Origin of the sequence: Mycolicibacterium alvei (assembly GCF_010727325.1) — a bacterium.
GTDB classification, from domain to species: Bacteria; Actinomycetota; Actinomycetes; order Mycobacteriales; family Mycobacteriaceae; genus Mycobacterium; species Mycobacterium alvei.
Genome location: NZ_AP022565.1, coordinates 2,052,544 through 2,072,977, shown reverse-complemented (window position 1 = coordinate 2,072,977; position 20,434 = coordinate 2,052,544). Strand labels below are relative to the sequence as shown.

30 protein-coding genes and 2 pseudogenes are annotated in these 20,434 nt (G+C 65.4%); 18 read left to right on the top strand and 14 right to left on the bottom strand.

Features of this window, described 5'->3' with window-relative positions; all coding sequences use genetic code 11:
• The first annotated feature begins 59 nt into the window (after nt 1-59).
• A complete protein-coding gene (locus G6N44_RS09970; protein WP_163663578.1) occupies nt 60-524 on the top strand; it encodes an Lrp/AsnC family transcriptional regulator in 465 nt (154 codons plus the stop codon).
• A gap of 52 nt (nt 525-576) precedes the next feature.
• Nucleotides 577-1,911 carry an L-lysine 6-transaminase gene (lat, locus tag G6N44_RS09965; RefSeq protein WP_163663576.1) on the top strand — a complete coding sequence of 445 codons (1,335 nt, stop codon included), beginning with the start codon at nt 577-579 and terminating at the stop codon, nt 1,909-1,911.
• Here lat and G6N44_RS09960 read toward each other — a convergent pair.
• Complete coding sequence (locus G6N44_RS09960) at nt 1,908-2,471, bottom strand: restriction endonuclease (protein WP_163663574.1); 564 nt, start codon at nt 2,469-2,471, stop codon at nt 1,908-1,910. The genes lat and G6N44_RS09960 overlap by 4 nt on opposite strands.
• A gap of 71 nt (nt 2,472-2,542) precedes the next feature.
• Between G6N44_RS09960 and G6N44_RS09955 the strand changes: the two are divergent.
• From G6N44_RS09955 to usfY (G6N44_RS09945), 3 genes and pseudogenes are all read left to right on the top strand, one after another.
• A pseudogene (locus tag G6N44_RS09955) lies at nt 2,543-3,228 on the top strand (PAS and ANTAR domain-containing protein).
• A gap of 72 nt (nt 3,229-3,300) precedes the next feature.
• A pseudogene (locus G6N44_RS09950) lies at nt 3,301-3,643 on the top strand (hypothetical protein).
• Nucleotides 3,644-3,656: 13 nt separating this feature from the next.
• The gene (gene usfY / locus G6N44_RS09945; protein WP_163663572.1) at nt 3,657-3,965 is read left to right on the top strand and encodes a protein UsfY; all 309 of its coding nucleotides are present in this window, start codon (nt 3,657-3,659) and stop codon (nt 3,963-3,965) included.
• 64 nt (nt 3,966-4,029) lie between these two features.
• Here the strand turns inward: usfY (G6N44_RS09945) and mbp1 are convergent, their stop codons facing one another.
• Nucleotides 4,030-4,272 (bottom strand): microaggregate-binding protein 1, encoded by a 243-nt coding sequence (mbp1, locus tag G6N44_RS09940; RefSeq protein WP_163663570.1) that lies wholly within the window; start codon nt 4,270-4,272, stop codon nt 4,030-4,032.
• Nucleotides 4,273-4,465: 193 nt separating this feature from the next.
• On the opposite strand from mbp1, the gene G6N44_RS09935 reads away from it, so the two are divergent.
• Entirely contained in the window at nt 4,466-5,143 is a 678-nt protein-coding gene (locus G6N44_RS09935) for a HemK2/MTQ2 family protein methyltransferase (RefSeq protein WP_163663568.1), read from the top strand.
• On the top strand, nt 5,140-5,343 hold the full coding sequence (locus tag G6N44_RS09930; protein WP_163663566.1) for a CDGSH iron-sulfur domain-containing protein: 204 nt from the start codon (nt 5,140-5,142) through the stop codon (nt 5,341-5,343). Before G6N44_RS09935 ends, G6N44_RS09930 begins: the two co-directional genes overlap by 4 nt.
• On the opposite strand, the gene G6N44_RS09925 is transcribed toward G6N44_RS09930, so the two are convergent.
• Nucleotides 5,323-6,342 carry an iron-containing redox enzyme family protein gene (locus tag G6N44_RS09925; RefSeq protein WP_163663564.1) on the bottom strand — a complete coding sequence of 340 codons (1,020 nt, stop codon included), beginning with the start codon at nt 6,340-6,342 and terminating at the stop codon, nt 5,323-5,325. The two genes, G6N44_RS09930 and G6N44_RS09925, sit on opposite strands and share 21 nt — an antisense overlap.
• Before the next feature lie 105 nt (nt 6,343-6,447).
• Here G6N44_RS09925 and G6N44_RS09920 point away from each other — a divergent pair, with 105 nt between their 5' ends.
• Nucleotides 6,448-6,648, top strand: coding sequence for a hypothetical protein (locus G6N44_RS09920; protein WP_163663562.1), 201 nt, complete (start codon nt 6,448-6,450; stop codon nt 6,646-6,648).
• 231 nt (nt 6,649-6,879) lie between these two features.
• A complete protein-coding gene (locus tag G6N44_RS09915; protein WP_163663560.1) occupies nt 6,880-7,242 on the top strand; it encodes an anti-sigma factor in 363 nt (120 codons plus the stop codon).
• Here the strand turns inward: G6N44_RS09915 and G6N44_RS09910 are convergent.
• Together G6N44_RS09910 and G6N44_RS09905 are read right to left on the bottom strand one after the other, a co-directional pair.
• Nucleotides 7,239-7,667 carry an STAS domain-containing protein gene (locus G6N44_RS09910; protein ID WP_163663558.1) on the bottom strand — a complete coding sequence of 143 codons (429 nt, stop codon included), beginning with the start codon at nt 7,665-7,667 and terminating at the stop codon, nt 7,239-7,241. The genes G6N44_RS09915 and G6N44_RS09910 overlap by 4 nt on opposite strands.
• Before the next feature lie 189 nt (nt 7,668-7,856).
• Nucleotides 7,857-8,483 (bottom strand): maleylpyruvate isomerase family mycothiol-dependent enzyme, encoded by a 627-nt coding sequence (locus tag G6N44_RS09905; RefSeq protein ID WP_163663556.1) that lies wholly within the window; start codon nt 8,481-8,483, stop codon nt 7,857-7,859.
• Nucleotides 8,484-8,590: 107 nt separating this feature from the next.
• Here G6N44_RS09905 and G6N44_RS09900 point away from each other — a divergent pair, with 107 nt between their 5' ends.
• From G6N44_RS09900 to G6N44_RS09880, 6 genes are all read left to right on the top strand, one after another.
• The gene (locus tag G6N44_RS09900) at nt 8,591-8,824 is read left to right on the top strand and encodes a hypothetical protein (protein WP_163663554.1); all 234 of its coding nucleotides are present in this window, start codon (nt 8,591-8,593) and stop codon (nt 8,822-8,824) included.
• A gap of 7 nt (nt 8,825-8,831) precedes the next feature.
• Nucleotides 8,832-8,987, top strand: a complete 156-nt coding sequence (locus G6N44_RS29050) for a DUF6131 family protein (RefSeq protein ID WP_170309389.1) — start codon at nt 8,832-8,834, stop codon at nt 8,985-8,987.
• Between the two features lie 14 nt (nt 8,988-9,001).
• Complete coding sequence (locus G6N44_RS09895; protein WP_163663552.1) at nt 9,002-9,259, top strand: DUF7218 family protein; 258 nt, start codon at nt 9,002-9,004, stop codon at nt 9,257-9,259.
• 132 nt (nt 9,260-9,391) lie between these two features.
• Nucleotides 9,392-9,700: a protein UsfY gene (gene usfY / locus G6N44_RS09890; RefSeq protein ID WP_163663550.1), complete on the top strand. Its 309-nt coding sequence runs from the start codon at nt 9,392-9,394 to the stop codon at nt 9,698-9,700.
• Between the two features lie 261 nt (nt 9,701-9,961).
• A complete protein-coding gene (locus tag G6N44_RS09885) occupies nt 9,962-10,396 on the top strand; it encodes an ATP-binding protein (RefSeq protein WP_163663548.1) in 435 nt (144 codons plus the stop codon).
• Between the two features lie 26 nt (nt 10,397-10,422).
• A complete protein-coding gene (locus G6N44_RS09880; RefSeq protein ID WP_235683064.1) occupies nt 10,423-11,145 on the top strand; it encodes an RNA polymerase sigma factor SigF in 723 nt (240 codons plus the stop codon).
• Here the strand turns inward: G6N44_RS09880 and G6N44_RS09875 are convergent.
• A complete protein-coding gene (locus G6N44_RS09875) occupies nt 11,116-11,538 on the bottom strand; it encodes an STAS domain-containing protein (RefSeq protein ID WP_163663546.1) in 423 nt (140 codons plus the stop codon). The genes G6N44_RS09880 and G6N44_RS09875 overlap by 30 nt on opposite strands.
• A gap of 197 nt (nt 11,539-11,735) precedes the next feature.
• Between G6N44_RS09875 and G6N44_RS09870 the strand changes: the two genes are divergently transcribed.
• On the top strand, nt 11,736-12,281 hold the full coding sequence (locus G6N44_RS09870; protein WP_163663545.1) for a nucleotidyltransferase family protein: 546 nt from the start codon (nt 11,736-11,738) through the stop codon (nt 12,279-12,281).
• Between the two features lie 13 nt (nt 12,282-12,294).
• Here the strand turns inward: G6N44_RS09870 and G6N44_RS09865 are convergent, their stop codons facing one another.
• The 8 genes from G6N44_RS09865 to G6N44_RS09830 all read right to left on the bottom strand — a co-directional run bounded on the left by G6N44_RS09865 (nt 12,295) and on the right by G6N44_RS09830 (nt 19,130).
• Complete coding sequence (locus G6N44_RS09865) at nt 12,295-12,627, bottom strand: hypothetical protein (protein ID WP_163663544.1); 333 nt, start codon at nt 12,625-12,627, stop codon at nt 12,295-12,297.
• A gap of 141 nt (nt 12,628-12,768) precedes the next feature.
• Nucleotides 12,769-14,565: an acetyl-CoA carboxylase biotin carboxylase subunit gene (locus tag G6N44_RS09860; RefSeq protein WP_163663543.1), complete on the bottom strand. Its 1,797-nt coding sequence runs from the start codon at nt 14,563-14,565 to the stop codon at nt 12,769-12,771.
• 296 nt (nt 14,566-14,861) lie between these two features.
• A complete protein-coding gene (locus G6N44_RS09855) occupies nt 14,862-15,272 on the bottom strand; it encodes a SufE family protein (protein WP_163663541.1) in 411 nt (136 codons plus the stop codon).
• 2 nt (nt 15,273-15,274) lie between these two features.
• A complete protein-coding gene (locus G6N44_RS09850; RefSeq protein WP_163663539.1) occupies nt 15,275-16,162 on the bottom strand; it encodes a sulfurtransferase in 888 nt (295 codons plus the stop codon).
• Between the two features lie 54 nt (nt 16,163-16,216).
• Nucleotides 16,217-16,444, bottom strand: coding sequence for a DUF2194 domain-containing protein (locus G6N44_RS09845; RefSeq protein WP_235682988.1), 228 nt, complete (start codon nt 16,442-16,444; stop codon nt 16,217-16,219).
• 78 nt (nt 16,445-16,522) lie between these two features.
• The gene (locus tag G6N44_RS09840) at nt 16,523-17,158 is read right to left on the bottom strand and encodes a Maf family protein (RefSeq protein WP_163663537.1); all 636 of its coding nucleotides are present in this window, start codon (nt 17,156-17,158) and stop codon (nt 16,523-16,525) included.
• 11 nt (nt 17,159-17,169) lie between these two features.
• Nucleotides 17,170-17,478, bottom strand: coding sequence for an acyl-CoA carboxylase subunit epsilon (locus G6N44_RS09835; protein WP_163669784.1), 309 nt, complete (start codon nt 17,476-17,478; stop codon nt 17,170-17,172).
• A 23-nt stretch (nt 17,479-17,501) separates the two neighbouring features.
• A complete protein-coding gene (locus tag G6N44_RS09830; RefSeq protein WP_163663535.1) occupies nt 17,502-19,130 on the bottom strand; it encodes an acyl-CoA carboxylase subunit beta in 1,629 nt (542 codons plus the stop codon).
• Nucleotides 19,131-19,249: 119 nt separating this feature from the next.
• Between G6N44_RS09830 and G6N44_RS29850 the strand changes: the two genes are divergently transcribed.
• Together G6N44_RS29850 and G6N44_RS29845 are read left to right on the top strand one after the other, a co-directional pair.
• Nucleotides 19,250-19,915 (top strand): hypothetical protein, encoded by a 666-nt coding sequence (locus G6N44_RS29850; protein WP_407666135.1) that lies wholly within the window; start codon nt 19,250-19,252, stop codon nt 19,913-19,915.
• Nucleotides 19,916-19,956: 41 nt separating this feature from the next.
• Entirely contained in the window at nt 19,957-20,391 is a 435-nt protein-coding gene (locus G6N44_RS29845; RefSeq protein WP_407666134.1) for a helix-turn-helix domain-containing protein, read from the top strand.
• Nucleotides 20,392-20,434 lie beyond the last annotated feature (43 nt).

The following is a 20,434-nucleotide window of genomic DNA, read 5'->3' as shown; positions in this document are numbered from 1 at the left end:
GGGTGCCTTTCTGGTTTGGCAGCGGTGCCGGATCGGCCGGGGGAGTTACAGTGCGGGCCATGGGTGAAGCCGACGAATACGTGCTGGACGACACCGACCGGAAGCTGGTCCGGGCGCTGGTCGCCGACGGCAGGGCCACGCTGGCGCAACTGGCATCGGCGGCCGGGTTGTCGGTCTCTGCGGTGCAGGCACGCGTGCGCCGGTTGGAGTCGCGGGGAGTGGTGACCGGGTACGCGGCGCGGCTCAATCCTGAGGCGCTGGGCAACATGCTCTCGGCGTTCGTCGCCATCACCCCTCTCGATCCGTCTCAACCCGATGATGCACCCACCCGGTTGCAGGGCATCCCCGAAATCGAATCGTGCCACTCGGTGGCCGGTGAGGAGAGCTACGTCCTGCTGGTCCGGGTCGCCTCGGCCCGGGCCCTGGAGGACCTGCTCCAGCGGATCAGGACCGCAGCCAACGTCCGCACCCGAAGCACGATCATCTTGCAAACATTTTACAGTGATCGGAACTATGTTCCGTAACTGTTACGGTCAGATGCGATAACTGCCGTAAAAAATCCGCTAGGATGGCGTCATGACTGCAGTGCTGACGACCACGCCGCACGTGACGCCTGACCGGGTGCGAGCGGTCCTGGCGCGCAGCATCCTGACCGACGGTTTCGACTTCGTTCTCGACCTGGACCACTCGCGGGGTTCCTATCTGGTGGATGCGCGCACCGGCGCGCGCTTCCTGGACATGTTCACCTTCTTCGCCTCATCCGCGCTCGGGATGAACCATCCGGCGCTGGCCGACGATGGTGAGTTCCGTGCGGAGCTGACCCGGGCCGCGGTGAACAAGCCGAGCAATTCCGACATCTACAGCGTGCCGATGGCCCGCTTCGTCGACACCTTCCGCCGCGTGCTCGGCGACCCGGACCTGCCGCACCTGTTCTTCGTCGACGGCGGAGCTCTGGCGGTCGAGAACGCGCTCAAGGTGGCCTTCGACTGGAAGAGCCGCCACAACGAGTCTCACGGGATCGACCCCGACCTCGGCACCAAGGTGCTGCATCTTCGCGGAGCCTTTCACGGCCGCAGCGGATACACGATGTCGCTGACCAACACCGATCCGGTCAAGGTGGCCCGCTTCCCGAAGTTCGACTGGCCACGTATCGATGCCCCATACCTTCGTCCGGGCGTGGATATCGCTGCACTCGAAGCTGATTCGCTACGTCAGGCGAGAACCGCGTTCGAGGCCGCCCCGCACGACATCGCCTGCTTCATCGCCGAGCCGATTCAGGGTGAGGGTGGCGACCGGCACATGCGGCCGCAGTTCTTCGCCGCGATGCGGGAACTGTGCGACGAATTCGACGCCTTGCTGATCTTCGACGAGGTGCAGACCGGCTGCGGTATCACCGGAACTGCCTGGGCCTACCAGCAGGTGGGGGTCACGCCGGATGTGGTGGCCTTCGGCAAGAAGACTCAGGTATGTGGCGTGATGGCCGGTCGGCGGGTGGACGAGGTCGCCGACAACGTCTTCATGTTGAGCTCGCGGATCAACTCGACCTGGGGTGGCAACCTGGTGGACATGGTGCGCTCGCGGCGCATCCTCGAGGTCATCGAGTCCGAGGATCTGTTCCGCAATGCCGCGGTGACCGGCGACTATCTCCGCGGCCAGTTGCACAAACTGGCAACGGATTTCCCTGACACCGTGCTCGACCCCCGTGGCCGGGGTCTGATGTGTGCGTTCAGCCTGCCCACCGCCGCCGCGCGCGATGAGCTGATTCGGCGGCTGTGGGGCAACCACGTCATCATGCTGTCGAGCGGGCCCGACTCGGTACGGTTCCGGCCGGCGCTGACTGTGACGCGCGAGGAGATCGACGCGTGCCTCGATACTGTGCGGGCGGCGTTGCGATCGCCTCTGACGGACTAAGTCGCGACGTCTGGCGCCGCAGCGCGACGCAGGATCGACTTGAGCCTCGGCAGGTCGGTTCCGCCCACCAGGTCGCAACCGTGAAGCTCGGCGAGTTTACGTGCGGCCGGCGTGAATTCGTTGTTGGTCACCACCATGGTCCTGGTGCAATCCTGCATCGGCGCACCCGCGACAACCTCCTGCACGGCGCCCGCTCCCACCGGCCGGGACAGTCGTTTGCACTGCACCGCAATCCGGTTCGGCCGGTGTCCGACGATCAGATCGACGCCCCAGTCACCGGTGAGCGGAGTCATCGCCACCGGCAACCCACACTTTCGTGCGACGTGGGCCACGTGGTCCTCGAACTCCAGCCCGGTCATCTCGGTCGCCGCCTGCTCACGGGCGCTGGGAGTGACGGCCCCACGGAATGCGCCCAGCAGGAGGCGTGGCGTGGCGACCAGGACCAGCGGCACCAGGACACCGATGGCCAGATTCCACGCCACGCCGGCGCCTGCCAGATGACTCGCGATCGCAGCCGCCGCACCGGCCGCGACGAAGAGCTTGATCCGAAGCCGTCTCACGGCGCCGAATGTAGACCTCAGCTGTGACAATCGGTCGAGCCGCTGCCGTCGTGGCGCGATAGTCTCAGTCCGTGACGAGTGATCCCGCTGCGGAGAACCCCGAGTCGCCGATCGAGCATGCGTTCGCCGGCGGCGAGGCGCAACGCGTCGGCTGGTTCCGGTTCTTTTTCGCCGACGAGCGCTGGGAGTGGTCGCCGCAGGTGGAGCGGATGCACGGATATGAGCCCGGCACCGCACACCCGACGACCGAGCTGGTGCTCTCTCAAAGCACCCCGAGGATTACGGTCAGGTCGCAGCGACCCTGCTGGAAATCCGACGCACCTCGAGCGCGTTCAGCACCCGGCATCGCATCATCGATACGGCCGGCGATGTCCACCACGTCGTCGTGGTCGGCGATGAGTTGGTCGACGACACCGGCGCCGTCATCGGAACGCATGGCTTCTACGTCGACGTCTCGCCGTCGGTCACGCAGGCACGCGAGGATGCCCTCAGTGAGGTGGTGGCCGAGATCGCCGAGGCCCGCGGCGCCATCGAGCAGGCCAAGGGCATGCTGATGCTGATCTACCGGATCAATGCGGATGCGGCGTTCGAGCTGCTGAAGTGGCGGTCGCAGGAAACCAACACGAAACTACGTCGTCTGGCCGAGCAGCTCGCCAAGGATTTCCTGGATCTCGACTACGCCGAGACGCTGCCCAGCCGTGTGGTCCTGGATCGGCTGTTACTCACCGCCCACCAGCGGGTCGGGCCGGAGGTTTAGCCCGGCCCCGTCCAGGGAAGTCTCCCGGCGCTGCTCGAAGCCAACTCAGGAGATGACTCGTGACGACCGACCTTGACCGCATTGGCCCTGGTCTGCAGTCTCAAGCGTCGACCAGCGGAGTCCAGCAGCGAGCTGATCGCGGATCCGGTCCTGGACAGCCTTGGTGTGCTCGGGGTCCGCACGGACTCGCTGCGGTGCGCCGACTACGTCATCGAACCCGGCGTCGAGGCTGACATGGGCGGTGACGACCAGTGGCCGGAGGTCCGAACGAAGGTCCTCGACCATGCACGGCACCGATTACCAGGATCTCGACGAGGTGCCTGACTCGGTCGCCGCTGCCACCGGCGCGGCGGCGCATAACGCCGCGCACCTGGCGGGACTGCTCAAGATGGGCCAGTACCCGCGTTACGAGTGAGATGGGAGAAACGATGAAGGGTCCCGACGATCCTGTCGACCACACCCGGACTACCCGGCCGCATGCCGGCGAGTCGATGAAGGACAACCGCAACATGCCCGCGTTGGTTCTGGTGGGCCTCGGTGTGGTCATGTTCGTCGCGTGTCTGGTGGGCTTCGCGACCGGCAACACCGGCATCGGGGTACTGCTCGCGATCCTGGCTGCTGTGGGCCTGCTGGCCGGCGGGCTGTGGCTCGCCGTCGCGCACCTCCGCGTGCGGCGTATCGAAGAACGTTGGTACGCAGAGCACCCCGAGGTGATCAGGCAAGCACCGAACAGCTGAACTGAGAACATGAGAGATGGGCCCAGCCGACGTTGGCTGGGCCCATCTCGTCAATCAGGCCGCGCTAGGGACGCTGATGCGCCTGCTCACGCTTCTCGGCAGCCTTGGCGCCCGCCCGAGCCGACTCAGCTTCAGCCTCCTTCTTGGCGACCTCGCGCTGAGCGTCGGCCTTGTCCTGCTGGGCTTTGCCCTCGCGCACAAGGTCTTCGCGGCCGGTCACGGTGCCGACTGCTTCCTTCGCCTTGCCCTTGACATCCTCGACGACGCCCTTGATGCCTTCTTCGGGTCCTGAGTTCTTCTCGGTCATGCTGTACCTTTCCGCTTCTGGAGTGGATTGGTGATTACTACGCGGCTTCTCCACGCACCCCCTGGATTTCCCAGATGCGGCGGCCTCAAACGTGACGTGACGAACGGAGTTTTACCCGCCAGGGAAGTTTGCGAAATGCTCGGGTGGGTACCGAACAGGGGTGCTGTCCAGAAGAAGCGAATTGGCTGCTGAAATGGCCGTAGAGACCATTGCCGTTGGCGCTGAGGGTGTTTACCGGCCCCAGCACGACTCCTGGTTGCTGGTCGAAGCGCTGGAGCGAAGTGGGGCAGTGGCGGGCCGCACTGTGGTGGACCTGTGTGCCGGGAGCGGAGTGGTTGCCATCGCTGCGGCCAATCTCGGGGCCAGCGCAGTGGCGGCGCTGGACATTTCGCCCAGCGCGATCCGCTGTACCCGGGCCAACGCGCTCGCCGCACAGGTCGACGTCGATGCCAGGCTCGGTTCCTGGACTCAGGCGCTGGAAGATGACCCCTTCGATATCGTGGTGTGCAATCCGCCCTACGTGCCGGTAGCGCCGGATACCTCCACGGGAGTGGTCGTGTCGACCGATCCGACGGCTTCCTGGAACGGTGGTTCGGATGGCCGGCTGGTACTCGACCCCCTGTGCCGCTCGGCCGCGGCCATCCTGGCCGACGGCGGGTCCCTGTTTCTGGTCCAGTCAGAATTCTCCGACGTCGAGCAGTCAGTGACGCTGTTGCGTGAAAGCGGACTCGATGCGGATGTTTTTGCCGTGCAGCGGATTCCATTCGGTCCGGTGCTCCACTCGCAGACTTGGTGGCTTCGCGAAACCGGGCGGCTGGCGGATGCCAGGACCGAAGAGGAACTGGTGGTCATCAGGGCGGACAAGCCATGACAGAACGTCGGGAAGTGCGGGTGGTTCAGGGCGGACCGATCCTCATCGAGGGGCCGGTACGGATCGAACTACCTGACGGGAGCATCGTGGAGTCAGATCGGTTCATGGTAGCCATCTGTACATGCCGACGGTCCAAGTCCTATCCGTTGTGCGACACCAGCCATCGCAAAGTTTCGCGATCAGGCAAGCGGCCGGGGTAGCGAGCTGCGGCCCGCCTGCCAACTCTCCATCAAGTGAGCGGCCAGCCGGTCTTCCAGCGCGTCGAAGGCTCGAATCCCGAACACCACGTCCGTGTCCAGCTCAGGTTCGCGGCTGACGAGATTGCCCACCACGTCGTGACGGACAACCTGTTCGTGCACTGCGTCGGCCTCAACGTGTTCACGGTAGAACCGCACACACGCCTCGGGAGCGCCCAAGCGCTCCAAGGCGGCGACCATCCGCTGCGATCCTGGCGAGGAGGTGATCTCGGTGGCCGCGAAATGACCCGCAGCGGCGCCCCGCAGTCGTCGGTGCAAGCCGAACATCGACATCAGATTGACCAGCGCCAGGCTTTCAGCCGGTACAGCATCCAGGTAGCCGAGGTAGCGGTCGTCCAGGTCGGCTTCTCTCAAGAGGTCGGCGAACAGGTTCTGGTGGAGGCGGCTCGCTGAGCCCGCCCCGTATTCGTCGTACTCGATGGCGACGAAGGAGGCTTTCGCCTGGCCGCCCAGCCGGGGGATCAACCAGGCGTGCGGGTCGCCCTCTTTCAGGTGGTACAGCGACCGGTGTACGAAGTACTCGCGCATCTGCTCCCACGTGCCCTCATCGCGAAGGTGATACGACGGGCCGGTTCCGTCGGCGGGCTCGACCGACAGGCGCGCCATCTCCCGCTCGGCGGTGTCGTCAGCATCGATCTGGCCGACCTCGCGGCGGACCGCCGCAAGAAAGATCCGTTCGAACTGCGACCGCAAGTGCAGCAGCCCGGCGTTCCATTCCCAGTCCTGATCGACGCCGGCGAAGCCCCGGTAGTGCAGTTCGTAGCAGATGTAGAGGGCCAGCTGCACATCCAGGCCGAGTGGTTCGGCATCGCGCAGCGGCACCCAGACCGGCTCGAGATGATTCTGCGGTGCACGGTCGCCGAGCCGCTCGATCAGGGCGGCGGAGATGGGCCCCTTCGCGGACGGGAGCCCCGGTTGCAGAAGGGCGGGGAGCGTCGTCATGGCGGATGAGGAATGCCCGCCAGGGGGTTCTGGTAAACCCGTGTGTCGGTTTGTCGGGGTACCTGCGGGGGTATTTAACAGTCTGTCGAAGTCGAGGTGAGGAACATGGCCAGGTCAGCGCAATCCCCGTCAGTCCAGGGCGGGCGAGAAGTCATCTTCGAGCGGATCGCAGACGTTCTCGAATCGCAGCACCGGCAGGCCCTCACCGAGTACGCCTTCACCGAACTGCTGTGGCACAGCCCTGATTATCTGGTCACCGATGTCGCAGAGCCGGAGATTCTCGGCTGTAGCCGACGCGCAGCGTGACGTGGGATGACGCTACGACGCAACCTCATTGCTTCCGACGCTTCGGTTTAGTGCTTGGGCGACTTTGGGTACGCGATGAACATGTCATCGTCAGGCCGCTTACCGAGGCCCCGGCTGACTGTGCTGCACGGTCGGCCAACACTCCACTCGGGATATGGCCACACGCAGGGATCGCGAGCTGTCGAACTCCGGGTCCCCGCACGTGCGCACGCGCTGGCGTTGGTGAGGTCGATGACGGGCTCCCTGGCCGACTACGAACAGTTGGATGGCGATACGGCTACCGACTTGGCACTGGCGGTGGATGAAGCGTGCACGGTGCTGATTGGCATGGCCGAGCCCGGCTCCGACCTGGTACTCATCGAAGAACCCCGCCTACGCGAGGTCGATGTTCGGGTGTCGGCGGTCTGTGACCGGCTGCACGTGGCCCCCGGCAGCGTCTTCTTAAGCGGTTTCAGCCGCCGGGTACTTGAGGCGCTGACTGAAAAGGTCGTCACCTTCGTCGAAGAGACTGATTACGCGACCAATGGCAGTAGCCAATCCATATTCGGTATAACGCTGACGATGCGGCGGCGTTGGGCCCTGTCCGGCGGTTAGCGAGACACGTTGACCAACTGGAACGGTAGTGGGTGATTCCGCAGCATCGACAGGGCGGCAGGCAGGCCGCTGGAGGTTGGCAGGGCACCGGCCGGATCGCAGATTCCCAGCACCCGGGACACGGCGGAGCTGGGAATCATTACCCAGTCGATGTTTTCGCCGGCGCAGCGCACATTGAGGGTGTGCAGGCAGGCGAAGCAACCGGTACCGAAGAACTCGACCGCGCTCAGGTCGAGGACGAGTTGTCGGCTCGGCCTGCTGTGCAGGATGCCGCATTCGGTCAGCTCTGCACCGTTGGACGCATCCAACTCGCCGTGGACACTGACCACTGCGGTGGCCGGCGACAGCCACTGGGTGCAGAAATGGGCACGGCCGTGATGGTTCGCAGAAGAAATCGCCGGTTTCCCGGCGCTGATGGTGGACATCGTGACTCCTCAGTAGAAATACCGTGGTCACGTCACACTTCAGGCTCTGTGGACTCAAAACCCCTGGATACAGGGAATATCACGGCCCTGCACCCGATGACGTTCCGGGGCGGCTGTGAACTCAACCTGAATGGGACTCTACGCCCCATGACGGGTTCGGACAATGAATCGGGGTTCGCGAGCCCTGTGTCAGACCCGGGCGAGCAGCGTCGTCGCACCCTCGCCCGTGAGTTCCTCGGCGGCCTGTCTCCGGCCGGTCATGGCCAGCAACAATGCCTCGCCGGTCCCGATAACTTCCGGTCCGCTACCGTGCCCCCACTCGATATCGTTGGCGCGCAGCCGAAGTCCTTTTATTCGCCGACCCGCTCCCAGCCGTGGGTTGCCGGGCACCCGGGGCAGGATCTGTCGCAGTCGCTGCGCGGGCACAGTGCGGGGGCGGCCCAGTGCGCGGCGGATGTCCTGATGATGGATCGTGCCGTCGACCAGGCCGATCATGCCGCCGAATCCTGCGGTCAGGCCATGCGGTCGTAGATGCTGGTTGAGGAACTCGAGCAGTTCATCGGTCGACATCGTCGAGTATTCCCTCACCCCGACCTCGTTGGCGTGCACGATCCGGCCTTTGGCAAATCGCTTGAGCAGCCCGGCCAGATTGAGATCCTCGTAGCTGATGACGTGCGCTACAACGTCTTTCACGGTCCATCCGGTGCACAGAGACTCGGCCTGCCATTCCTGAGGGGTCAGCGTGGCGAGGAATTCGGCAAGGTCGGTCCGCTCGTCACGGGCCAGATTCAGCAACGAGGGTTCGCCGCCGTTCATCCCGATGCCTCCTTTGGGCCAAGTCGAGGTAGCGCTGCACCAACTCGACCCTAGCGCGATCGCCGCCCCAGGTTTGACCCTCGCGTCAGCGGGGTACATCGCATGTCATGAGACTTGGTGGATTGTTCGGAACACTCGTGCTCATCTGGCTGCTCATCGGCGTGGTGGCGGCCTGGCAGCGCGACTATTTCCATGGTGGATCAACTAACTGCGCGACCGCGGGCGCCATAGCGCTCACGGTCGTTGCCGGTCCGCTCAACTATGCGGGCGTCAACCCGAAGGTGGACGAATGCCGTCTGCCGCAACCCAGCGCGATGACCCCCATCGCCGCGGTGAATTGAGGTCGCCATGGTGGTACTCGGTGCAATTCTGCTCATTCTCGGCTTGATCTTGAACGTGTACCTGCTCTGGGTGGTGGGCGTGATCCTGCTGGTCATCGGCGGCGTGTTCTGGTTGCTCGGAGCCATCGGGCGTCCGGTCGCCGGTCGGCGGAGCTGGTACTGACCAAGGGAGGCAACATGCCGAATCCGTCCATCAAAGACGAGAAGCTCTACGAGGAACTGCGCGACGAGGGCAATTCGAAGGAGAAATCCGCGCGGATCTCCAATGCCGCTGCTGCCCGGGGGCGTTCGAGCGTCGGCCGCGCGGGCGGCAAGTCCGGCTCCTATGACGACTGGCCAGTCGATGATCTGCGTAGCCGGGCGAAAGAGCTTGGTATCAAAGGGTATTCCGACAAAAACAAGCGCGAGCTGATCGCGATGCTCCGGAATCACTGATTGTCGGTCTGGCGGCCCCTCGGCGGGTACGCAGATCATCCTGGTGTTTTCCTGGCCAGACCTGCCCAGGAGATCTACCGTGGAGGCAGCCCATGTAGGCAGGTGGGGCGAGAAGTGGCGGAAGGAGCAGCCATGCATGGCCCAAAAGATCCGGTTGACCACGCCAGGACAACCCGGCCGCATGCCGGCGAGTCGATGAAGGACAACGTCATCATGCCCGCGCTGGTGCTGATCCTCGTGGGATTGGTGCTGTTCGTAGGCACTCTGGCGGCGTTCGCCACCGGCCACGCCGATGTCGGCTTGATGGTGGGCACGTTGTCTGCCGCCGGGTTCGTCATCGGCTCGATGTGGTTGGTACTCGAGCATCTGAGGGTGCGTCGCATCGAAGATCGCTGGTACACGGACCATCCCGGGGTGATGAGGCAGCGGCCCAGCAGCTGAGCCCTGAGGCGATTGACCCGGCCGCGGTGCGGCCGGGTCCCTGTCTTGTGAAGCGGGTGTGCTCAGAAGGTGAGTGCCAGTACCGCGAAATCGTCGGAATCGGGTCCGACGCCTGCGGCAGGTTGCCGTCCCAGGTTTCAGGTCGCGTCACGATGGGCATTCCTGGCCGGAGGTTCCACGCGGGGCGTACTGAACGGCAGCGCCGCATGTGGGCCAGCATCCCGACTGGGATACTGTCGATCCAAGATGTCGGGAGGTGAGATGGCCGAAGAACAGGGCCAACCCAACCCGCCGAACCGTGGGGAACGGTCGGTGGAGATTCGGGTCGCAGCCAGGTTGGAAAACCTGGCTGTCGTGCGCACGATGGTCGCTGCGGTAGCAGCATTCGAAGACCTCGACTTCGACGTCGTCGCCGACCTACGACTGGCAGTGGACGAGGCCTGCACGTCGTTGATCCGGGCCTCGACTCCGGATTCGACCCTGCATCTGATCGTCGATCCAGGTGAGCAGACGGTGGAAATCACCGCCTCAACCACCTGCGCAGGTGCTTCGGTGGTCGAGCCGGGCAGCTTCAGCTGGCACGTGTTGAGCTCCCTGACCGACGAGGTCAAGACCTACACCGACGGTGACGGGCCCGACACCGGTCAGGTATCCGGCATCACCCTGACAACGAGGCGAGCGAGCCTACTGCGGTGACGTCGGAATATGCGGATGTTCGCGACATGTTTCGCGAACTCAGCGGACTGTCCGAGGAATCCTCGGCCTACGAACGCCAACGCGAGCGCATTGTGCAGCGGTGCCTGCCGATTGCTGATCACATCGCGCGGCGGTTCGACGGTCGCGGTGAACCACGTGAAGACCTGGTCCAGGTGGCGAGGGTCGGTTTGGTCAACGCGGTCAACCGGTTCGATGTCGAGGCCGGGTCTGACTTCATATCGTTCGCGGTACCGACGATCATGGGCGAGGTCCGGCGACACTTCCGGGACAACAGCTGGTCGGTCAAGGTGCCGCGGCGGCTCAAAGAACTGCACCTGCGGCTCGGCTCGGCGACTGCGGAACTGTCGCAGAGGCTGGGCCGTGCGCCGACGGCCTCAGAGCTGGCCGTGGAGCTCGACATGGACCGCGAAGAAGTGATCGAAGGGCTGGTCGCCGGCAGTTCCTACAACACGCTGTCGATCGACAGTGGCGGCGGGGGTGAAGAGGACGCGCCGACGATAGTTGACACACTCGGCGACGTCGACACCGGCCTGGATCAGATCGACAATCGAGAAACGTTGCGGCCGTTGCTTGCTCAATTACCTGAGCGCGAGCGCACGGTGCTGTTGCTGCGATTCTTCGAATCCATGACGCAGTCGCAGATCGCCGAGCGGGTCGGTGTCTCGCAGATGCATGTGTCGAGACTCCTGGCGAAATCGCTAGCGCGACTTCGTGACCAGCTGCAGTAGCGGATTTTTGCCGCTGAGTGTGGACAGTGCCGCGGCCACGCTGTAGTGCGTGTGCAACGCCGAATCCGGGTCGCAGATGCGGAGCAGTCGATTCACCGCCTTGCTGGGAACGAGTACCCAGGCGACATCGGCCGCCGAGCAATGTAATTCGATCGCCATGAGGGCGGAAAACCCTGCGGTGCCGAAGAATTCGACATCGGTGAGGTCGACCACGACATGCTCGACATTGGTGGCGTGCCGCAATGCGTAGTCGGTGAAATCGCCTGCATTGAGGGCGTCGATATCACCGTGGGCGCTGATCACCGCCGTTGCCGGCGGCAGTCGGCGGGTCGCAAACGTCGCAGGCGAATCGTCGGTCCGGTCGGTCAGTGCATTCGTCGATAAGACGGTCATGAGATAGCTCCATCAGTCGCAATACGTGTATTCGTACTGTTGGTGCGGCGTCAATCGACAAGTGTGCAAGTTCCCGCGCGTATGTCGACGACGCTCGCTGCGGCTGTGAACTCAACCTGTCAGTGACCCTACCGTCATCAAGGTCATCGAACAATTTTTCTGAGTGGATTCTTAGAGTCCCAGGTCAGACTGTTGGCATGGCCAAAGCCGACGAAGTTGCCGGTGTGGTGCTGGCCGCCGGTGCGGGCAGCCGCTTCGGGATGCCGAAAGTTCTTGCTGAAGAGGGTGTTTGGCTCCGGCGAGCGGTGACCGCACTTGCCGACGGTGGCTGCGACGAGGTGATCGTGGTGCTGGGTGCCGCCGTGGTGGACGTGCCCGCCCCAGCTCGCGCCGTGGTGGCCGCACGCTGGGCTGACGGTATGAGCGCATCGGTCCGCGAAGGGCTGGCGGCCGTCGGCGACGCGGAATGGGTCATCCTGCATACCGTCGACACGCCGGACATCGGGGCCGACGTCATCGACCGGGTTCTGCGCTCGGCGCGTGATTCCGGTTCCGGTCTGGCCCGCGCCCGCTACCACGGCCGCCCCGGTCATCCCGTCGTCGTGGCCCGCAGGCACCTCGGGGCGCTGGACGGCGCGCTGCACGGCGACGAGGGCGCCCGGGCGTTTCTCGGTGGCCGCGACGACGTCGACAGCGTGGAGTGCGGTGATCTGGCCACCGGCCTCGACATCGACGTGCGCTGACTTCAGGGAGTCGTCACGTGTGCACGTTCAGCCCGAGCATTTCCGTGGCGTACCGCCGCACGGTGTCCTCCGAGATGGCGGCGGCGTCCTCGAAGCCGGGACGGCCCCGACTGCTCAGGAATCCGGTGACGGGGTCGAGGATGACCTCGGCGAGCAGCTCGCCGGTGGTCGGCTCGCAGACGGCCCAGGTGTACCGGGTGTCGTCGGCCCAGCCGTCCTCGGCGTCGTGAACGTAGTCCAGGTCGTCCTCGCCCAGATCGGCGAGTGCATGCCGGTCGTCGACCCGGTCATCAGCGCGCAGTCCGCGCAGGTACCACTGGCCGTTGTTGATCTCTACGGGTTCCATCAGGCCTCCACAGTGCCGAATCCACAGTGTCGAATCCACAGTGCAGAATCCACAATGTCGAATCCACAGTGCCGAATGGCCACCTATGGCACAGGATCCAGGAGAATCCGTGCCACAAGTGGCCACTCGGCGTGAAAAGAACTACTTGATCTCGGCGATCACGGTGCCCTGGGTGATGGCGGCACCGGCCTCGACAGACAGACCGGTGATGACGCCGTCCTTGTGAGCGGTGACCGGGTTCTCCATCTTCATGGCCTCCAGGACCACGACCAGATCGCCGGCGGCCACTTCCTGGCCTTCCTCGACGGCCACCTTGACCACGGTGCCCTGCATCGGTGCCGTCACCGAGTCACCCGATGCCGCCGTGGCGCCGCCAGCGCCGCGCTTGCGGGCCTTGGGCTTCTTCCGGAGGGCACCGGCGGCAGCGCCGCCGCCGCCACCGCCGAGGGCCAGATCACCGGGCAGCGAGACCTCGAGGCGGCGTCCGCCGACCTCGACGACCACAGTCTGGCGAGGAATGGTGTCTTCTTCCTCGATCGGGTCGCCACCGGTGAACGGTTCGACGGTGTTGTCCCATTCGGTCTCGATCCAGCGGGTGTGGACCGTGAAGCCGTTCTCGTCGCCGATGAAGGCGGGGTCGGAGACCACGGCACGGTGGAACGGGATGACCGTGGCCAGTCCCTCGACATTGAACTCAGCGAGGGCTCGGCGACTTCTGGCCAGCGCCTCCTCGCGGGTGGCCCCGGTGACGATCAGCTTGGCCAGCATCGAGTCGAACTGACCTCCGATAACCGAACCGCTCTCCACACCGGAGTCCATCCGGACGCCCGGGCCGGTCGGGGCCTCGAACTTGGTGACCGGGCCGGGGGCGGGCAGGAAGCCACGTCCGGCGTCCTCACCGTTGATGCGGAACTCGAAGGAGTGCCCACGCGGCGTCGGATCCTCGGTGATGTCCAGGGCCTCGCCGTTGGCGATCTTGAACTGCTGCAGAACCAGGTCGATACCCGAGGTCTCCTCGGTGACCGGATGCTCCACCTGCAGGCGGGTGTTGACCTCCAGGAAGGAGATCAGGCCGTCCTGGCCGACCAGGTACTCGACGGTGCCGGCACCGTAGTAGCCGGCCTCCTTGCAGATGCGCTTGGCGGACTCGTGGATCTCCTTGCGCTGCGCGTCGGTCAGGAACGGGGCCGGGGCCTCCTCGACCAGCTTCTGGAAGCGGCGCTGCAGCGAGCAGTCGCGGGTACCGGCGACGACGACATTGCCGTGCGTGTCGGCGATCACCTGGGCCTCGACGTGGCGCGGCTTGTCCAGGTAGCGCTCGACGAAGCACTCGCCGCGACCGAACGCCGAGACGGCCTCACGGGTCGCCGAGTCGAACAGCTCGGGGATCTCCTCGATGGTGCGGGCCACCTTCATGCCGCGACCGCCACCGCCGAAGGCAGCCTTGATCGCGACCGGCACGCCGTACTCCTTGGCGAACGCGACGACCTCGTCAGCGTCCTTGACCGGATCCGGGGTGCCCGGGACCAGCGGGGCCTTGGCCTTGGCGGCGATGTGACGCGCGGTGACCTTGTCACCGAGGTCGCGGATGGACTGCGGGCTCGGCCCGATCCAGATCAGCCCGGCATCCAGCACGGCCTGGGCGAAGTCGGCGTTCTCCGACAGGAAGCCGTAACCCGGGTGGATGGCGTTGGCGCCGGACTTCGCGGCGGCGTCCAGGATCTTCTCGAAGACCAGGTAGGACTCGGCTGAGGTCTGGCCGCCCAGGGCGAAAGCTTCATCGGCGAGCCGCACGTGCGGCGCGTCAGCGTCAGGCTCGGCGTAGACGGCCACGCTGGCCAGTCCGGCGTCCTTGGCGGCGCGGATCACCCGGACCGCGATCTCCCCGCGATTGGCGACCAGCACCTTGGAGATCTTTGAGCTGGCGTGGTTGGCCACGGTGCCTCCTCGGCAGTGTTCTCTAAGAAACGTCTTTAAGAATCTATCGCGGGCAGTTTATGCGCCGCACCTTGAGGCTTCCCAATCCGGTATCGGTTACCCGCGAGTAGGTTTTGACCGAAATCTGCCGATGGGCGCATCGGTCCTGTTGACGAACGAAATTGCCGTCTCGACGGACAGTCCGACGCTATTACCGTCGGCGCGTGGGTGCGGCGATATTGGTCATTGTTGTGGGCGTGTTGGTGGGGCGGGGTCGCTGCGGTGCGCGTGGCGATAAGCGACCCGTGAGCGCGCGCTCAGGCCGCGCGCAGCCGCCGCTTGATCCGGGCCAGCATCGCTGACATACCGCGCAGCCGGAGCGGGCTGATCAACGCGGCCAGGCCCAGCGCGGTGTAGAAGTCGTCGGGCACCGCCAGGATGTCCTCGGCCGCTTGGCCGTCGAGTCCGGTGGCCAGGATCGCGGCGAACCCGCGTGTCGTCGGGGCTTCCGGGGGAGCGCTGAAGTACAGCCGCACCTTGCCGCGATCGGACGCGTCGACGTCCAGGAAAAGCGGGGACTGGCATTCGGGCACCGGCTCCATCGCCGCTTCCTCAAGATGAGCCGGCAACGGCGGCAACTCGTTGGCGAACTCCAACAACAGTTGCAGCTTGTCCTGGCCGGCCACCTCCTGGAAATCGGAGACCACCTCGGCCAGGGCGGCCGGCATCGTCACGGAGCTTCGCCCGGATCTGGGCCGACAGCCACCGGAACGCGCACGGCATTGCCCCATTCGGTCCATGAGCCGTCGTAGTTGCGCACGCCGGGCAGCCCCAGCAGGTGGGTCAGCACGAACCAGGTGTGGCTGGAACGCTCGCCGATCCGGCAGTACACGACGGTCTTGTCGTCAGGGGTGAGGAAGCCGTAGAGGTCCTCCAGCTCGGCGCGGCTGCGGAACTGGCCGCTGTCGCGGGCCGCCTTGGCCCAAGGGATCGACTTCGCCGTCGGGATGTGCCCGCCACGCAGCGCGCCCTCTTCCGGGTAGTCGGGCATATGGGTGCGTTCGCCGGTGTACTCCTGGGGCGAGCGGACGTCGATCAAGGGCTGCTTGCCGAGGGTGTCCAGCACGTCGTTGCGGTAAGCCCGGATCGGGGCGTCGTTGCGCTCCACGACCGGGTAGCCGGTGGACTGCCGGGTCGGCACCTCGAGGGTGGTGTCGCGGCCGTGAGAGACCCACAGGTCGCGGCCACCGTCGAGCAGACGCACATCGGGATGCCCGAACAGGGTGAACACCCACAGCGCGTAGGCGGCCCACCAGTTGCTCTTGTCGCCGTAGATCACGACGGTGTCGTCGCGGCTGATGCCCTTGCGGTCCATCAGTTCGGCGAACTGATCACCGTTGATGTAGTCACGCACGTTGGGGTCGTTGAGGTCGAGATGCCAGTCGATCTTGACGGCACCGGGGATGTGCCCGGTGTCGTAAAGCAGGACATCCTCGTCGGACTCGACGATGGCCAAACCGGGTCGACCCAGGTTGCTGGCCAGCCAATCGGCAGTGACCAGACGCTCCGGGTGGGCGAACTCGGCAAGAGTGGGACTGGGATCAGCAGGCAGCGGCACATCATGAGCGTACCGTCGGGCCGAATATCTGCGCCGGGGCAGTCGCCGTTACACCTAGGCGGTGAACGCCACCTCGTAGGCCACGGCGAAGCGGCGGGCGCCATTGTTGGCGCGGAAGAGTGAGCCGCCGTTCTGAGACCAGGTCACCACGCGCAGCAACCGCTTGCCCGGAGACAGGCGCTTGGCGATGATGTCGGCGAATACGGCGCGCAGCCGCTCCAGATCGCATGTTTCGAAGTCGCGCGCCACGCGGACATCCCACATTGTTTCTTCGACTGGCATCGGCCCAGTGTCAACCCGTGGTTGAGACTATTCGGGACGTCGGCACGGCGTGCCGCCATTGCGAAGGTTGCAATTTGGTCACTGTGGCCGGCGGGCCCACAGTTCCGCGATGGAAACCCCTGCGGATGCCAACATTCGGCGCAACAGCGGCAGGCTCAACCCGATCACGTTGGACGGGTCTCCGTCGATACCGTCGACGAACCAGCCGCCGAGCCCGTCGATGGTGAATCCGCCTGCGACACAGAGTGGTTCGCCGCTGCCAAGATACGCGTCCAGATCGGCTTCGGTGGGTGAGCCGAAATGCACTGCGGTGACACCGGTATCGGCGAGGCGATGGGTGACGGCTCCGTCCCGGACGATGAGCACGGCGTGGCCCGAGTACAGCTGAGCGGTGCGGCCGGACATGGCATGCCACTGCTTCCGCGCGGAATCGACGTCTCCGGGCTTACCGCATAACCGCCCGTCGAGAAACAACATCGAGTCACAACCGATGACGACGCAGTCCGCGGCGATGGCGGCGGGAACATGGGTGAGCACTTCGTCGGCTTTGGCCGCAGCCAGCGCGCTCACCACGCGCTCGGGCGGGGCATCGGCCAATGAGGCGATGACGGCGTCCTCGTCGACCCCTGACACCACGACCAACGGATCGAGGCCGGCCTGGCGTAGAACGCCAAGCCGGCCTGTCGATGCCGAACCCAGGACGACCCGGGTCATCTAGCGGCTCATCAGCGCCGGATGTGGGTGCGCTCGAACAGAGTCACCCGCTGCCAACTGAAGATCGAGTAGCGCAGCTTGTCCACCGGGTGACCCCACAGGTTGCGATCCCCCGCCACGGGGTCGGCGCTGCCGCCTCCTGCGGTGCCGAGGATGGCCATCAGTGCGGCCATCTCGTGGTCGGTGGGTTGACCACGCAGCACCTTGATGTGTGCCTCGTGGTCGGCCTTGACGTCTTCGGTGACGGTCTCGTCAGCCGCAGTTGCCCCGCTCACTGCAGTCGCCCCGCTCACCACAGCTGAATCGTTCGCCCCGCTCACCACAGCTGAATCGTTCGCCCCGCTCACAGTGGGATGTTCCCGTGCTTCTTGGGCGGCATCTGGATGATCTTGCGCTCCAACAGTCGCAACGCGTTGGCCACGTAGCCGCGGGTGTGCGACGGCGGGATGACCGCGTCGACGTAGCCGCGCTCGGCCGCGATGTACGGGTTGACGAGGGTGTCCTCGTAGGTCTGCTGCAGCTCCAGGCGCAGCGCGTCGACGTCTTCGCCGTCGGCGGCAGCCTTCTTCAGCTCGGAGCGATACACGAATCCCACCGCGCCCGAGGCGCCCATCACGGCGATCTGGGCCGTCGGCCAGGCCACTACCACGTCGGCGCCCATGTCCTTGGAGCCCATCACGCAGTACGCACCGCCGTAGGACTTGCGGGTGATGACGGTGACCTTGGCGACGGTGGCCTCACCGTAGGCGTAGAGCAGCTTGGCGCCGCGGCGGATGATGCCGTTGTACTCCTGGTCGGTGCCGGGCAGGAAGCCGGGCACGTCGACCAGCAGGACGATCGGGATGTTGAAGCAGTCGCAGGTCCGGATGAACCGGGCGGCCTTCTCCGAGGCGTTGATGTCGAGGCAACCGGCGAACTGGGTGGGCTGGTTGGCCACGATGCCGACCGGGCGGCCGTCGACCCGGCCGAAGCCGACCACGATGTTGCCGGCGTAGCCCGCCTGGACCTCGAGGAACTCGTCGTCGTCGAGGAGGCGGGTGATGACCTCGTGCATGTCGTACGGCTGATTCGGGGAATCCGGGATCAGCGTGTCGAGTTCGACGTCCTCGTCGGTCAGGGTCTCTTCGATCGAGCCCAGTGCCGGGGCCACCGGGTAGCGCGGCGGGTCGGCGTAGTTGTTGGGTGGCAGGTAGCTGAGCAGGTCGCGGACGTACTCCAGGGCGTCCTGCTCCCCGGAGGCGACGTAATGCACGGTGCCGGACTTGGCCATGTGGGTATGGGCGCCGCCCAACTCCTCCATGGTGACGTCCTCGCCGGTGACGGTCTTGATGACGTCGGGGCCGGTGATGAACATCTGGCTGGTCTGGTCGACCATGATGACGAAGTCGGTCAGCGCGGGGGAGTAGACGTGCCCGCCGGCCGCGGCGCCCATGATCAGCGAGATCTGCGGGATGACACCCGAGGCCTTGATGTTGTTGTGGAAGATCCGGCTGTACAGACCAAGCGAGACCACACCCTCCTGGATGCGGGCGCCTGCGCCGTCGTTGATACCGATCAGCGGGCGGCCGGTCTTGATGGCCAGTTCCTGGACCTTGACGATCTTCTCGCCGTAGACCTCGCCGAGGCTGCCACCGAACACCGTGGCGTCCTGGCTGAACACACAGACGTCGCGGCCGTCGATGGTGCCGTAGCCGGTGATCACACCGTCACCCAGCGGCCGGTTGTTCTCCAGGCCGAAGTTGGTGCTGCGATGTTTGGCCAGCGCGTCGAGTTCGACGAACGACCCCTCGTCGAGCAGGGCGAGGATGCGCTCCCGGGCGGTCAGCTTGCCCTTGGCGTGCACCTTCTCGACGGCGGCCTCGCCGACGGGATGCAGCGTCTCCTCCGCCCGCCTCTTGAGATCAGCCAGCTTGCCTGCAGTGGTGTGGATGTCCACCTGGTGCTCGGCGGACGGCTCGGTAACGCTCGTCATGGGTCACGATGTTATCGGTAACCCTAAGACTGGTCTAAGAGAGGTGGGCGTATGGCGCGTCACACTGCGCCGCGCGTTCTGTGCTGCGGGTCCCATCGCCGCGCATACGGCTCTCGGCCATGAGCGCGGGTCCGGTTCTGCTGTCCGAACTGGGCACCGATCCCGCATCGGTGCTGCGGCTCATCGCGCAATTCGATGCTCTGGAGGAGCAGGAGGTCAACGCCGACGCCGCCGTGCGATTCGCCGCGCTGATCGCTGCGTGCCCGGTGGGTGTCCGTTGGCCCGGGGGAACCGTCATCCGGTACGACGCTTCCGGACGCCTCGATCCGGTCGAGGACGGGGCCGCGCCGACATCTGATCGCCACGAGACGGTCGCCTGGGTGGAACGCGACGGATCCGGGCATCCGTTGGACGAGGTGCTGCTCGACCGGCTGCGGCGGGTTCTGGGTCGGGTGGTGGCGCGGACCGGGGTGAGCGGGACTCCGCATCTGGGTGATCCCGCACTGCTCGAGGTCGTGCTGTCGGCCAAGGAACATCGTGAAGACCGGGCCCGGGCCATCCGGCTGTTGGGGCTCGACGAGACCAAGCCGACGTGTGTGCTGGCGGCATCGGGGCATTCGCCGCGGGAGGCGGTGCGCCTTATCACCGGTGAACTGCCCGCGCCGGCGGTTCGGTCCGCGGTGATCGCTAATGCGACAGCCATCGTGTGCCAGGGATCGTTCGACATGCGTGAGTTTCGGACCGCCTGGAGCGTGTCATCGTCGAGCATTTCCCGACCGTGGTGAACGTCGGCACCGCGTCGGGTCCATGGGTCGGAATCGGCTCTGTGGGAAACGCATTCAGCGCGTCGACCTCGTGGCACGAAGCCGTCCGCGCGCTGCGTTTCGCGTCATCGACCGGCTTCGGTAGGCGGGTGGTGGCCTATGAGCGACTGAGCTCACTGGACCTGCTGGCGGACCTCCCGATCGATCGGGTGCGCCGTAATCGAGATGTGGCCCGCATCAACGAGATTGCATCATCGCCCGCCGGGGATCTCGACGTGCAGACTGCCGAGGCGTTTTTCGTCTACGGCTCGCTCCGGCGGACCGCCGCCGAACTGCACGTGCACCACAGCACGGTCGCGGCACGGTTGGCCCGCGTACAGGCCGCGATGGGGTGGAATTTCGAAGATCCGGTGGAGCGCTTTCTGTGCGCGCTGGTGCTCATCGTGCGACGGATCGCGATGTCGTCGGCCGAGCTTGCGGACGCTGACCTGCTGTAAGGGGCAGGCCCACTCCAGCCCCGACATTTGTCGGGATAATTGC